General features: G+C 52.5%; 12 protein-coding genes and 1 pseudogene. 7 read left to right on the top strand and 6 right to left on the bottom strand.

Annotation, left to right across the window (positions count from 1 at the left end):
• Nucleotides 1-164 precede the first annotated feature (164 nt).
• From nudE to ACMHXI_RS12010, 5 genes are all read left to right on the top strand, one after another.
• Nucleotides 165-728, top strand: a complete 564-nt coding sequence (gene nudE / locus ACMHXI_RS12030; protein ID WP_342206026.1) for an ADP compounds hydrolase NudE — start codon at nt 165-167, stop codon at nt 726-728.
• A 61-nt stretch (nt 729-789) separates the two neighbouring features.
• The gene (gene cysQ / locus ACMHXI_RS12025) at nt 790-1,602 is read left to right on the top strand and encodes a 3'(2'),5'-bisphosphate nucleotidase CysQ (RefSeq protein WP_342206025.1); all 813 of its coding nucleotides are present in this window, start codon (nt 790-792) and stop codon (nt 1,600-1,602) included.
• Between the two features lie 4 nt (nt 1,603-1,606).
• A complete protein-coding gene (locus ACMHXI_RS12020; protein WP_342206024.1) occupies nt 1,607-2,044 on the top strand; it encodes an N-acetyltransferase in 438 nt (145 codons plus the stop codon).
• 313 nt (nt 2,045-2,357) lie between these two features.
• Nucleotides 2,358-2,972, top strand: coding sequence for a TetR-like C-terminal domain-containing protein (locus ACMHXI_RS12015; RefSeq protein ID WP_342206023.1), 615 nt, complete (start codon nt 2,358-2,360; stop codon nt 2,970-2,972).
• Nucleotides 2,963-4,834, top strand: a complete 1,872-nt coding sequence (locus ACMHXI_RS12010) for an MFS transporter (protein WP_115389596.1) — start codon at nt 2,963-2,965, stop codon at nt 4,832-4,834. Before ACMHXI_RS12015 ends, ACMHXI_RS12010 begins: the two co-directional genes overlap by 10 nt.
• Nucleotides 4,835-4,923: 89 nt before the next feature.
• On the opposite strand, the gene mnmH is transcribed toward ACMHXI_RS12010, so the two are convergent.
• From mnmH to ACMHXI_RS11995, 3 genes are all read right to left on the bottom strand, one after another.
• The gene (mnmH, locus tag ACMHXI_RS12005) at nt 4,924-6,039 is read right to left on the bottom strand and encodes a tRNA 2-selenouridine(34) synthase MnmH (protein ID WP_071238917.1); all 1,116 of its coding nucleotides are present in this window, start codon (nt 6,037-6,039) and stop codon (nt 4,924-4,926) included.
• A complete protein-coding gene (selD, locus tag ACMHXI_RS12000) occupies nt 6,036-7,079 on the bottom strand; it encodes a selenide, water dikinase SelD (RefSeq protein ID WP_045283933.1) in 1,044 nt (347 codons plus the stop codon). Before selD ends, mnmH begins: the two co-directional genes overlap by 4 nt.
• Before the next feature lie 132 nt (nt 7,080-7,211).
• Nucleotides 7,212-8,318 carry an acyl-CoA desaturase gene (locus ACMHXI_RS11995; RefSeq protein ID WP_044733367.1) on the bottom strand — a complete coding sequence of 369 codons (1,107 nt, stop codon included), beginning with the start codon at nt 8,316-8,318 and terminating at the stop codon, nt 7,212-7,214.
• A gap of 143 nt (nt 8,319-8,461) precedes the next feature.
• Between ACMHXI_RS11995 and fabR the strand changes: the two genes are divergently transcribed.
• Nucleotides 8,462-9,076 (top strand): HTH-type transcriptional repressor FabR, encoded by a 615-nt coding sequence (fabR, locus tag ACMHXI_RS11990; RefSeq protein ID WP_025010659.1) that lies wholly within the window; start codon nt 8,462-8,464, stop codon nt 9,074-9,076.
• On the opposite strand, the pseudogene ACMHXI_RS11985 reads toward fabR, so the two are convergent.
• Nucleotides 9,016-9,354: pseudogene (locus tag ACMHXI_RS11985) on the bottom strand (transposase); the annotation flags it as partial. The gene fabR and the pseudogene ACMHXI_RS11985 sit on opposite strands and share 61 nt — an antisense overlap.
• 229 nt (nt 9,355-9,583) lie before the next feature.
• Entirely contained in the window at nt 9,584-10,687 is a 1,104-nt protein-coding gene (gene trmA, locus ACMHXI_RS11980; RefSeq protein ID WP_190534186.1) for a tRNA (uridine(54)-C5)-methyltransferase TrmA, read from the bottom strand.
• Nucleotides 10,688-10,852: 165 nt separating this feature from the next.
• On the opposite strand from trmA, the gene murI reads away from it, so the two are divergent.
• Nucleotides 10,853-11,656 (top strand): glutamate racemase, encoded by an 804-nt coding sequence (gene murI, locus ACMHXI_RS11975; RefSeq protein WP_107111710.1) that lies wholly within the window; start codon nt 10,853-10,855, stop codon nt 11,654-11,656.
• Nucleotides 11,657-11,661: 5 nt separating this feature from the next.
• On the opposite strand, the gene ACMHXI_RS11970 is transcribed toward murI, so the two are convergent.
• Nucleotides 11,662-12,111, bottom strand: a complete 450-nt coding sequence (locus ACMHXI_RS11970) for an RNA recognition motif domain-containing protein (protein WP_413735034.1) — start codon at nt 12,109-12,111, stop codon at nt 11,662-11,664.
• Nucleotides 12,112-12,589 lie beyond the last annotated feature (478 nt).

Here is a 12,589-nt window from a genome sequence, read left to right as displayed (position 1 = left end):
CCCATTTAAAACCCCTGCGGTAACCCGCCAGCGCTTGCATCCAAGTCGACTAATCTGAAAATTCCCACCGCCCAGACAAACTCTGTGGCTCTGTTATTTCGTGTGAATTGGTATAACATTGTAGCCTGAGTCACATTTTCAGTTTGTCAGCGTCAGAGGCCTCTATGACAGAGCGGCAGAAGAAGCCGGAAATATTGCACACCGAAGTTGTTGCCCGCAGTCGTCTGTTTCAAATAGAACAGGTACATCTGCGTTTCTCCAATCAAGAGGAACGCCACTACGAACGGATGAAAGGTGCCAGCCGCGGCGCCGTGATGGTGGTGCCGGTTCTCAATGGTGAATGGTTACTGCTGGGCAGCGAGTATGCCGCGGGTACCCATAACTATGAGCTGGGATTCCCCAAGGGACTGATCGACCCGGGAGAGACAGCCGCCGAAGCCGCCAACCGTGAATTGCAGGAAGAGATAGGCTATGGCGCCCGCAAATTGACTAAACTGAAAGAGTTAAGCCTGGCTCCCGGGTATTTCGCCAGTAAGATGCAGATTTTCCTGGCCGAAGATCTCTACGAGAGTCGCCTGGAAGGCGATGAACCTGAACCGATAGAACTGGTTCCCTGGCCCCTGGAGCGTTGGCAAGAGCTGCTGGAGATGAATGATTTTTCAGAAGGACGCAGCGTCAGCGCCTTGTTTTTGGCGATGAAACGGCTGAAACTGACTGAGTCACCCTAAAAAATTGGCCACACCCGGCCACTGACTTTTGCTTATCCGATGGAAGGCGTTTGGAGTAGTTATGAAGCCAGAAGAGTTGATAGATCACGTTATTGTCATTGCAACGGAAGCGGGACAGAAAATTCGCCAGATCTACCAACAAGGCAGTTTCAGCAAGGAAACCAAGGAAGACAACACCCCTGTCACTTCGGCCGACATCGCGGCCCATGAGATTATCTGCAGCAGCTTAAAGGCGCTGACCCCGGAGATCCCGGTTTTGTCCGAGGAAGCCGCCGATATTCCCCTCTCTGAGCGTAGCCAGTGGCGCCGCTACTGGCTGGTAGATCCCTTGGATGGTACCGGAGAGTTCATCGCCGGCAGCGGCGACTTCTCGGTCATCATTGCCCTGGTTGAGCATAACCGCCCCATTATGGGTGTGGTTTATGTGCCCATGACTGAAGTATGTTACTACGCCATAGCAGGTCTTGGCGCTTACAAACGTACCCTCCAGGCAGAGCTGAGAATTCACAGTAAGCAGTTGCCGAAAGAGCAGGACAATTCGTTGCGCCTGGCGGTCAGTCGGCGTCAGGACCCTCAGTCTGTGCTCAAGCTGTTCAACCAACCCAAGCATTGTGAACTCGTGGTGCTCGGCGGTGCGGCACTCAAGAGCTGCCTGGTCGCAGAGGGCAGGGCAGATTGCTATGTGCGGGTGGGCCCCACGGGTGAATGGGACACAGGGGCGGCGCAGATTATCATAGAAGAATCCGGTGGCCAGTTGATGGATACCGAGCTGCAGCCCTTGACCTACAACGAGCGCGAATCGCTGGAAAACCCCAACTTTATCGTGGTCGGCTCCCCTAACCTCGAGTGGGACAAGATACTGGCCGGAGATTAATCGGATGCAGATAAGACCAATATCCAGAGCCGATCTGGATGCCGTATTGGCCTTGGAGTTGGCAACCTTCGGTGAGCACTGCTACCCGGACTTCTTCTTCCGTCAAGCACTGGATGCCTGGCCCACAGGTTTTCTGGGGGCCTTTTTCGACGGGAAACTGGCCGGTTATCTGCTGCGGGTGAGCGCTGAACAGCCGGGGCGACACTGGTTGCTGTCACTGGCCGTGTCTCCTACGCAGCAGGGCCGAGGGATAGGCAAAAGCTTGCTCAGTACGTGCCTGGAAGACTGCCGCCATGGTGTCGATGAACTGCTACTGACGGTAGCGCCGGATAATCCCGCCCGCCATCTCTACAGCCGCATGGGGTTTGAAAACCTGGGGCTGGAAGCCGACTATTTTGGCGTCGGTGAGCACAGGTTGCTGCTGCGCTGGCAAGGTCAATAGGCGCTGGCATTTGTGGTTTGAGTGAACACGCCTGGGCCGTGGTTGAAAACGCCCTTCGATTCAATATAGAGCCATATTCCCGAACCTTTGAATCTGTTTTGCACAGTGTGCCTTTGTGCCGGAGCCCTGATACGCTTGGGGCTCTTATGCTCCAGAGGCTGATCGCCCGATTTTCGTTAGCTTTTTTGAAGATATTTTCCAAGGTTAATTAATGGTATTCAGCACGGGTGTCTAAAAAATATCATATTGTGAACATTGTTTTTTATTTTGAAGGCTGTTAGTCTGCTGCCATCTCTTCTCAGGAATGGACACTATGGCAAGACGCAAGGAACACAGTCATCAAGAGATCCGCCTCATGGCACTGGATGCCGTTGAACAGTTGTTGACGCAGGAGGAATATACCAGCCTGAGTCTTAGGCGGATCGCCTCCCAAGTGGGCTATGCCCCCAGTACCCTAATCAACCTCTTTGGTAGCTATAACTATCTGCTCTTGAGTGTATCCGCCAGGGTCTTGGGGCGTCTGCTTGAACAAATGCAGTTGGTGTGCGGACAAACATTCACCTCCGGTGAGCAGAAGCTGTTGGCGTTAGGTAAGGCCTATGCTGAGTTTGCCCATATCCAACCACAGGCATTTCGCTTGGTGTTTGCCTTACATCTGGGGCCGGAAGAACCTCTGCCCGAATCGCAACAACAGTTGATTGCCGAGCTGATAGGCTTACTCGAGCAGCAACTCGGTGACTTGTTGCCAAACTTGTCCTCATCCAAACTGGCACTCGCCAGTCGCAGCTTCTGGAGCAGTATCCATGGGCTGACTGGCCTGGCGCTGGACGATAAGCTTTTCAGTCAGGCTTCTTGGTTGCAGTTACTGACATTTCAGGTGCACTTGTGGTGGACGGCAATGCGACAGGAGGAGGGAGCATGTTCCTGAGCAAACGATTTTTACCCTATTTTGCCACTCAATGTTTGGGGGCGCTCAACGACAACATCTACAAGAATGTGTTGCTGTTGCTGGTGACCTACAGCCAGGTCGATAACCTGCCGATGAGTGTCGATCTGTTTGTTAATCTGGCGGCAGGGATCTTCATCCTGCCTTTCTTTCTGTTTTCCGCCCATGCGGGCATGGTGGCCGACAATATGGACAAGGCGCTGATGATCCGCAGGTTAAAGCTGCTGGAGCTTATCATCATGTCCTGCGCCGCCGCGGCGATTATGGCGCAAAGCTATCTGTTGATGTTGCTGCTGCTGTTTCTTACCGGCACCCAATCGGCCTACTTTGGTCCGGTAAAATACTCGCTGCTGCCGCAGGCGCTTAGAGAGGATGAGTTGGTAACCGGTAATGCATGGGTGGAAATGGGCACCTTCCTGTCTATTTTGATAGGCACCCTGAGTGCCGGGCTGCTGGTAACCAGTGACAACGGCCTGATGTGGGCGGCGATAACTGTATGTATGCTGGCCTTGGCCGGTTTCCTCTCCAGCCGGGCGATTCCATCACTGCCGGCGCCGTTGCCGATAGACAAGGTACGCTTTGCCCCCCTGTCCGGTACTTTGGCCAGTATCAAGCGGGTACGGCAAACGCCGTCAATCTGGATGGCGATTCTGGCGATCAGCTGGTTCTGGTTTTTGGGTGCCACCTACCTGACCCAGTTCCCCAATTTTGCCAGAGGCTCGCTGCACTCGGACGCCACTGTGGTGTCGCTGCTATTGGCGCTGTTTTCCATAGGTATTGCGGTCGGCTCCTTTGTCTGCGAACGCTTCTCCTTTGGCCATGTAGAGCTGGGGTTGCTGCCTTTCGGGGTAGCAGGGTTAACCTTCTTTGGCTTGGATCTGCTGTGGGCCATTCCTGACTACAGCCAACTGCCGGCGGGATATCTCTACGACATAGCCGAGTTTGTCGGCCGCAGTGAACACTTCAGGCTGATGTTCGCACTGTTTATGGTAGGGGTCAGTGGCGGCCTGTTTATTGTGCCTCTGTATGCCTTTATTCAGTCGCGCTCGGCCCCCGGTGAATGTGCCCAGGCCATAGCCGCCAATAATATAGTCAATGCCCTGTTTATGGTGTGCTCGGCGATATTGTCGATAATATTGCTGGAGCTGGTCGGCCTGTCGATTCCTCAGTTATTTACTCTGCTGGCGGTATTCAACGCCGTGGTGGCGTTGTATGTCTATAGCCAGGTGCCTGAGTTTACTCTGAGGTTTATCAGTTACTTGCTGAGCCATTTGTTGTATCGTCTCAAGGTGGAAGGCCGGGAAAACATTCCCAAGCAAGGGGCCGCCGTGCTGGTGTGTAACCATGTCAGTTACGTCGATGCCTTGGTGCTGCTGGGCGCATCCACTCGCCCGGTGCGCTTTGTGATGGACAAGAGCATAAGTGAAATGCCCTTGCTCAAGTATCTGTTCCGCCACGCCGGGGTGATCCCTATCTGCTCACCGAAAAAGTGCATTGATACCTATACCCGGGCCTTTGAGCGTATCCACCAGGCGCTGGCCAATGAAGAGTTGGTGTGTATTTTCCCTGAGGGCAGGTTGTCTCCCGATGGTGAGTTGCATGAGTTTCGGCCCGGTATCGAACAGATACTGGCAAAGGATCCTGTGCCTGTGGTGCCTATGGCGCTCAAAGGTTTGTGGGGATCTTTCTTTAGCCACAAAGATGGACATGCCCTGACGACCCGACCAAGACGTTTCTGGTCAAGGCTTAAGGTCAATATCGCATCTCAGGTACCCGGCACGGAGGAGAGCCGTCACTCACTGCAGCAGCGGGTAGCCGATCTGCTGGCCAAACCCGACAGCTGAGCGGTATTGCTGTTGAGGAAGGTAGGAGATAACGGACAGAGCCCGGCAGTTGCCGGGCTCTTCGGATTGAATCTCTCTTGCTTTTGAATTCATTCGGAGCGGTTTGACCGCCTCTCATCCAGCCACTGATGAATGGCCTGGCGGTCACCGCGGAAGATGATCCGCTCGGCCTTTTTCTCCAGCTGGTACTGATACATGGGGTCGTAATACTTCTCCAGCAGCAGTGAGATCCACTCCAGATGTTGCTCTGTAGTGTTGCGCTGCAGCTGGGTCTGCAAGCTTGAGTCGACCAACTGCAACAGTTGATCAGTTTGCTGGTGCCCAAGGCGCTTACGTATGCCCTCGACACTCTGACGCAGATAGGCGCCGAACACCGCCATGCCTTCTTCGGTGCCATAATGCTGTTCAAAACCTCGCTGCATCTTGTGCACATACTCATCCAGAAGGCGAGGGAGTCTGGCCTCCAATGGCTCTTCCAGCACCAATACCTGGGCCTGTTGCATGGCACTGAAGAAGACTTTGGGTATGGCGCGGCGGCCAATCAGGAAGCTTTCATCTTCCAGCAGCAGGCAGGACTCTTGCCTCTCTTGATGCCTCAACAGTTCCCGAGCCAAGCTGTTTTCAAAATTGATCTGACTGGGCTGCGGCGTGACATTCTTGCCAAAGCTCGACCCTCTGTGATTGGCAGTGCCCTCCAGATCCACTGACTCGCTGCGACTGAGAATAAACTCTGTCTTGCCTGAGCCGGTAATACCGCTGAGGATCAACAGCTGTTGCTGCTGCGGGGTGTTATCTATGGTATCGATAAGGTATTGGCGCATCGCCTTGTAGCCGCCCTGAATATAGGGCACTTCAAGACCGGCCTCGCGGATCCATTGCTGGGTCAGCTGAGATCTCAGACCACCCCGAAAACAGTAGAGGTTGGCATCAGGGTGGGCGCTGAAGAAATCCAGCCAGGCTTGAATACGTGCGGCCTTGATCTTGCCTTTGACCAGCGAATGGCCGAGCTCTATGGCGGCAGCCTGTCCATGCTCTTTATAACAGGTGCCCACCTTCTGCCTTTCGCTGTCGTTCATCAATGGCAGGTTGGTGCTGGCAGGAAAGGCACCCTTGGCAAACTCAACCGGCGCCCGCAGATCGACCAGGGGACGATCGGATAGGAAGATCTCCCGGTACTCTGCAGGCGCGATTATCTGTCGACTCATATAAGCTCCACCCACTGCTGACTATCGTCGCGGCAGTCGAGCGCACCTATGCAGTGTAGCTCCAGCCCTTGACCGGTCAGCAGTTGCTGCAGTTCTGCCTCACCCTCGGCGCCGACGGCGATAAGTAAGCCGCCGCTGGTTTGCGGATCGCACAGTAAGGCTTTTTGTTGCTCGGAAACCTCGGGGAGGTGCTCACCGTAGCTGTCAAAGTTTCTGTGGGTGCCGCCCGGGATACAGCCCATAGCCAGATACTCGGAGGCTTTTTCCAGCAACGGCAGTTTGGCAGTATCTATGCTGGCCTTGAGGTTGGAACCCTGACACATTTCCAGCAGGTGGCCTGCCAGACCAAAGCCCGTCACATCTGTCATGGCGTGAACCGCGCTTATCTTGGCGACTTCGGCACCTATCTTATTGAGTTGGCACATAGCTTCGGGGGCGATATTGACGTCCTGTGGCGCCAGCTTCTTCTGCTTTTGTGCCGTGGTCAGTATGCCAATTCCCAGAGGTTTGGTGAGATAGAGCTTGTCACCCGCCTTGGCGGTATCGTTCTGCTTGAGGTGCTCCAGCGCCACTGTGCCGGTGACTGCCAGGCCGAAAATAGGCTCAGGCGCGTCTATGCTATGGCCTCCGGCCAGCATGATCCCGGCATCCATGCAGGCTTGGCGTCCGCCATCCACTACCTGCTGGGCAATCTCGGGTGACAGCTTGTTCACCGGCCAGCCGAGAATGGCAATTGCCATAATAGGCTTGCCGCCCATGGCATAGATATCGCTGATGGCATTGGTGGCAGCGATACGGCCGAAAGTGAAAGGGTCATCGACTATCGGCATAAAGAAGTCTGTGGTGCTGATAATGCCCGTGTGATCATCCAACTGATACACGGCCGCATCATCCCGGCTCTGGTTGCCGACCAACAGGCGGGGATCTTTAAAGTCCGGCAGTTGAGACGCCAAAATGGTGCTGAGGACTTTGGGAGAAATCTTGCAACCGCAACCTGCGCCGTGGCTGTATTCCGTGAGTTTTACTGACTGATCTGACATAGCCGGGTCCCTGAGTGATTGAAATAACCCCTGATCATAAACAGAAACGGCCGCAGTACAAGCCGACCGTTTCACAACTCAGGTAAATTCTGTTAAGCCGATCGCCAGGCCTTGGGAGGCTACGACAAGGTTTTAGGCTATGCTGGCTCGCAGTTGGCGCCATTGTTTTCGTTGGGCGCGAAAACGTAAACGCATTTCCGCCACCTGAGACAGCAGATGCTTATCCGCCAACTGCTGCTTGCGGGCCTCAAGCAGCGCCTTCTTGGCTTCAAAGTAGGCCAGCAAGTGGCTCTTCAATTCCTCGTATTCTGCCTGCAGCTTTTCCAGGATTTCCTCGCAATTGGGCAGATGGGCCACCTTATTCTGGGCGCGCTTGAGTTGCATCTGCAGTTTGGCGGCTTCGATGCGCTCCTGAGGGCTCTTGCGCAGGTCTTTGGTCAGGCCAAACCAGGACAGGAAACGGATCAACCACTTGGTGGGGTCGTAATGCCACCAGTGGATACCATTGCGGTAATCGTTTTCAAAGATATGGTGGAAGTTATGGTAACCCTCACCATAAGTAAACAGTGCCAGCACACCGTTGTCTCGGGCGGTGTTACGGTCTGTATAGGGTTGCTTACCCCAGATATGCGCCAACGAGTTGATAAAAAAGGTGCAGTGATGCACTACCACCAAGCGGAGCAGCCCAGCCAGCAGCAACATCGACAGGATATCGCCGTTCAACCAACCAAGCAGAGCGGGGAGGCCCACATTCATCAATAGCGCCAGCAGCAGATAATGCTTATGCTGCCACATGACTATGGCATCGTTTTGCAGGTCTCTGACGTTGTTATAGTCGTGATAACGTTGTGCCTGATATTCCCTGAGCATCCAACCAATATGGCTGTACCAGAAACCCATGTTCGCTGAGTAGGGATCCTTGTCATTGTCATCCACATGCTTGTGATGGATACGGTGATCCGAAGCCCAATGCAAGGCACTGTTCTGCAACGCCAGCGCACCGCCCAAGGCAAACAGGAAACGCACGGCCGGGTGAGCCTTATAAGCCTTATGTGACCACAACCTATGGTAACCGGCGGTGATAGACAAACCACTGGCGAAGGCCAACAGTACGAAGGTGAACCACTCGCTGAGCTCAAAGCCATGGCTGATGCCTCGCCAAGGCACCAGAATACAGGCACCGGCAAACGTCAGCAGGAAGAGGATCAGGTTGGTCCAGATGAGGGGAGGTTTTTTCATTATGATGACTTCCAAAACGCTTTAAGCTAACAAGTGTACGCTAAGTTGCTATTGGAGCACAATCACAGTGACACCAGCCGAGGATGTGATTATTGAGTAAAGCCTGTATTATTTGCGCAACAGATCCAGTGAATGGAATAAAGATGGGTATCAGAGCACAGCAGAAAGAGAAAACCCGCCGCGCCTTGGTGGATGCAGCATTCAATCAACTGAGTGCCGAGCGCAGTTTTTCCAGCCTGAGTCTTAGGGAAGTGGCCAGGGAAGCCAATATAGCGCCAACTTCTTTCTACCGTCATTTCAAGGATATGAATGAACTGGGGCTGACCATGGTCGATGAAGGTGGCCTGACGCTGAGACAGATGATGCGTAAGGGACGTCAGCGCGCCGAAGCCGGCGGCAGTGTTATCCGTATCTCGGTCGACACCTTTATGGAAGTACTGGAATCCAATCCCAACGTATTCAGGATCCTGCTGCATGAGCGCTCAGGCACCTCGGCCGCCTTTCGTGCCGCCGTGGCGCGGGAGATTGAACACTTTATCTCGGAACTGGCGCACTACACCGAGGACACAGCCGGCCGCAGCCCTGAGTTGGCCAGGGCACAGGCCGAGGCATTGGTGACTCTGGTGTTCAATGCCGGCGCCGCCGCCCTGGATATGAAACGTGCCGATCGCAAGATTCTGGCCGACCGACTGGTGACTCAGCTGCGAATGGTGGCAACGGGCGCAGAAGCGTTGCAGCAAAAGCGTGATAGCCGCTGATAAACATTTGCCAAAACAAAAGGGCCTTTCGGGGCCCTTTTGTTTGGTTCATCGCGGATCTCTGGGGAATGCCACTCTGACTTCCAGAAAGGAGTATTCGGTATCCCGGTAGCCATAGCCCATTCGCTTCCGTAGTTTGATTTGTTGTTCATACCTTCCAGTTGGCAGGTGTGTAACGGATGAACCGCAGAAGCAACTATGCCATGAAGATGGTTTTTAAGACACTGGCCAAATTGGAGTAACGGCCTGATACCGCTCTTTCTGACTTGTTGCCTCCAGAGGTTCCATTGAGCTAGGCGTCAGCTTCATCTGTGCTGTCCCACATCTCTTTGAGTTGCTTTGGTAGTCCTCCCCTATTTAACTGCAGTTAAAAAGGAGAGGAGAACTGGAAGGTGACGCTTATGTAGAGCCAGCAAAGCCGTTTTGCTAGTAGCTTTGCAGGTTCTGGAGTCTTTTTTCCTATCGGTTAGTGTCTTATTGGGCTTGCTACACCAGTCTCATCCTAATCTATAGGCTTTTCCTGGAAAGCAATACGCCCGCTTCCATGTGGTCGGTATAAGGGAACTGATCAAACAGGGCAAAGCGTTTGATCTCGTGAGTTTGACTCAACTGTTCGAGATTGTCGGCCAGGGTTTGCGGGTTGCAGGAAATATAGAGAATGGACTCATAGCCCTGCACCAGATTGACTGTATCGGGATCCAAGCCGGCTCGCGGTGGATCAACGAAGATGGTGTTGCAGTCGTAACTCTTGAGGTCAATTCCTTCCAGACGCCTGAAGCTACGCTCCCCCGTCATGGCCTGGGTAAACTCCTCCGCCGACATACGAATGATCTGCAGGTTCTCAGTGCCATTTTGCTCAATATTGTATTGAGCGGAATCGACCGAGGGTTTAGCTAACTCGGTTGCCAGCACCTTGTTGAAGTTTTGTGCTAGGGCGATAGAGAAGTTACCGTTGCCACAATAAAGCTCAAGCAGATCGCCACTACTGTGACGGGTACAGTCTATCGCCCACTCCAACATCTTGGTTGCCACTTGGGCATTGGGCTGGGTGAAGCTGTTTTCCACTTGTTTATAGATGTATTCCTGCTGGTTGACTTGCAGACGTTCGATGACGAAATCTCTGTCCAACACAAACTTTTGCTTGCGGGCTCGACCTATGATGTCGACCTTGAACTCTTTCTCGAGTCTCTGTTTCAACGCCTTGGCTTCATTGAGCCAGTTATCATCCAACTGCTTGTGATACAGCAGTGACACCAAAATCTCGCCAGACAGAGTAGAGAGGAAGTCTACTTGAAACAGCTTGTGTCTCAGTATGCTGTTGGGGCGCAGCTCGGCCATCAGTGCCGGCATCATCTGATTGATTAAAGCGCTGGCGGGCAGAAACTGATCGCAACGAACCTTGGCTTTTTGCTGTTGGTCAAACATATAGTAGTAGAGATCATCCCCGTCATGCCAAACCCGAAATTCTGCTCTCATGCGGTAGTGTTGCTGCGCTGAGGGAAACACTTCGAGTGCCGGTGGAGTGAAGCGGGCAAAGGCCTGTTCCAGTTTGAGGCGCTTTTGTTCCAGCTGCGCATCATATTGACTTGGGTCCATTGCTTCTAAATTCATAATATTCACTCTTGGCTTCAAACGGGGCGCAAATATTATACTACGTGGCGCTGATGTCCAGTTTCGCACCTTTGTGCTTTTGTCCAAGCTATGAAAAAATAGCGTTTCATCCGCCGTTGTGGCTTCAAGCCACGACACCCTTTGTATATCGCTTAGAGGCACAATTTGTCGCGACCCATATTGGTTTTTGACTCAGGCATAGGTGGCTTGTCTGTGCTTGGGGAGATCCGCAAGCTATTACCACAGAGAAAGTATTGCTATCTGTTTGATAACGCGCGCTTGCCTTATGGTGAGTTGGCGGAAGCCGAGTTGATAAGCGGATGCGTGGATTTAGTTGTGACCATGGCCAAGCAGATAGATGCCGCGATAGTGGTCATTGCCTGTAATACAGCCAGTACCTTGGTACTTCCCGAGTTGAGAGCTCAGCTGACAATCCCGGTTGTAGGTGTTGTCCCGGCTATTAAACCGGCGGCAGCCATCTCCAAACGCAAGCATATAGGTTTGTTGGCCACACCTGGCACGGTCAAAAGGGCTTACACCAAAGAGTTGATCAACCACTTTGCCTGTGATTGCCAGGTAGAGCTCTTTGGCTGTTCTGAACTGGTGCTGCTTGCGGAGGCTAAGGCGGCTGGGCTGGCTATAGATGTCGCAGCAATAAAGAAGTTACTGCAACCTGTTATCTACAGTGAACTGGATGTGCTTGTGCTTGGTTGTACGCACTTCCCTATGCTGAAGCCTGAGCTACAACAAATACTGGGTGATGATGTTGAACTATTGGACTCCGGCGAGGCGATAGCGAAACGGGTAAAGAGTCTGCTGCAATATCAGCAGGAGCCGACTGCCTCACAACAAGCAGATAGTGAGTGGGCCTTTTACACCAGTGAGAAAATTACCGAAGGATTGAAATCAACGCTGGCCGAGTATGGTTTTACTCAAACGGCCAAGGCCTCGACCAGCGTGATGACATAGAACTATTATTCCTGCTTATCTGAATCTTGTGATTTAGCTTCACGAACTTTCAGGGTGCGCTCCTGAAAGATGAAGTCATTCAATTTGGTCATCGCTTTTTGAGCGCCGGACTCTGACATTTCCACAAAACCAAATCCTTTACGTCTGCCGGTCTTGCGATCTCTGACCAAGCGAACCGAATTCACCGGGCCATATTCCTCAAACAATGACTTAACTTCAGTATCGTGAGCTCTATAAGGCAGATTACCTACATAGAGAGTAATGGTTGGGCCATTGTAAGCTTCTTGTGTTTTAGCTTGAACCTGACTTGGGCTGGATGTGAAGGCATAAACTGCAGCGGCAAGGAGTGCGCCAACAGGGAAGGCCAAAAATGCAGGCAGTTGAGGCATGAGCTGATATATCGCAAGCGCGCCCAGAATGGCGATACCCAGCACAATCAAAAATGACTTTTGCATAAAAATGTTCTCTGTGAAGAAGAATTGATAAATTACTGTTAACAGCGGCAACTATGGTAATGAATTATTTACCTTTAAACCAGACTGATGCCGAAAAAATGACCTTTGCTCTCATTTTTCAACATAAGCAGGGCCTTTAAAGCAAGTTTTTAATGGGAAAAGACCAGTAAATAGCCGCTACGGTTAAAAGGTGGACGCTTGGCGCCGAAGCTGTCAAAAAGCACTTGCGCTATCGGCTGGCCTCCCTATAATGCGCATCCACTGACCGGGACGATGGAAGTTAACTCCCAGATAATCCAAGGTTGGCGTCAAAATGGTGATAAAAAACTTCTTGACGAACTTAAGGGAAAGCGTAGAATACGCAGCCCTGACCCGATGGGCTCCATCGCGGTCCTGCTCTTTAACAATCTATCAAGCAATCTGTGTGGACACTCACAGGCATTGAGAAATCGACAAAACGATTTAACTCGATGAAGAG

Origin of the sequence: Shewanella sp. BJSY2023SW005 (assembly GCF_047314585.1) — a bacterium.
Taxonomy (GTDB): domain Bacteria; phylum Pseudomonadota; class Gammaproteobacteria; order Enterobacterales; family Shewanellaceae; genus Shewanella; species Shewanella algae.
Note: the sequence above shows the minus strand (reverse complement) of the source record. Positions and strands in the feature narration are given on the sequence as shown.

Excerpts from the sequence above, each read along its gene's own strand:
- nudE (WP_342206026.1), top strand. The coding sequence starts at position 165 with ATGACAGAGCGGCAGAAGAAGCCGGAAATATTGCACACCGAAGTTGTT.
- cysQ (WP_342206025.1), top strand. The coding sequence starts at position 790 with ATGAAGCCAGAAGAGTTGATAGATCACGTTATTGTCATTGCAACGGAA.
- ACMHXI_RS12020 (WP_342206024.1), top strand. The coding sequence starts at position 1,607 with ATGCAGATAAGACCAATATCCAGAGCCGATCTGGATGCCGTATTGGCC.
- ACMHXI_RS12015 (WP_342206023.1), top strand. The coding sequence starts at position 2,358 with ATGGCAAGACGCAAGGAACACAGTCATCAAGAGATCCGCCTCATGGCA.
- ACMHXI_RS12010 (WP_115389596.1), top strand. The coding sequence starts at position 2,963 with ATGTTCCTGAGCAAACGATTTTTACCCTATTTTGCCACTCAATGTTTG.
- mnmH (WP_071238917.1), bottom strand. The coding sequence starts at position 6,039 with ATGAGTCGACAGATAATCGCGCCTGCAGAGTACCGGGAGATCTTCCTA.
- selD (WP_045283933.1), bottom strand. The coding sequence starts at position 7,079 with ATGTCAGATCAGTCAGTAAAACTCACGGAATACAGCCACGGCGCAGGT.
- ACMHXI_RS11995 (WP_044733367.1), bottom strand. The coding sequence starts at position 8,318 with ATGAAAAAACCTCCCCTCATCTGGACCAACCTGATCCTCTTCCTGCTG.
- fabR (WP_025010659.1), top strand. The coding sequence starts at position 8,462 with ATGGGTATCAGAGCACAGCAGAAAGAGAAAACCCGCCGCGCCTTGGTG.
- trmA (WP_190534186.1), bottom strand. The coding sequence starts at position 10,687 with ATGAATTTAGAAGCAATGGACCCAAGTCAATATGATGCGCAGCTGGAA.
- ACMHXI_RS11970 (WP_413735034.1), bottom strand. The coding sequence starts at position 12,111 with ATGCAAAAGTCATTTTTGATTGTGCTGGGTATCGCCATTCTGGGCGCG.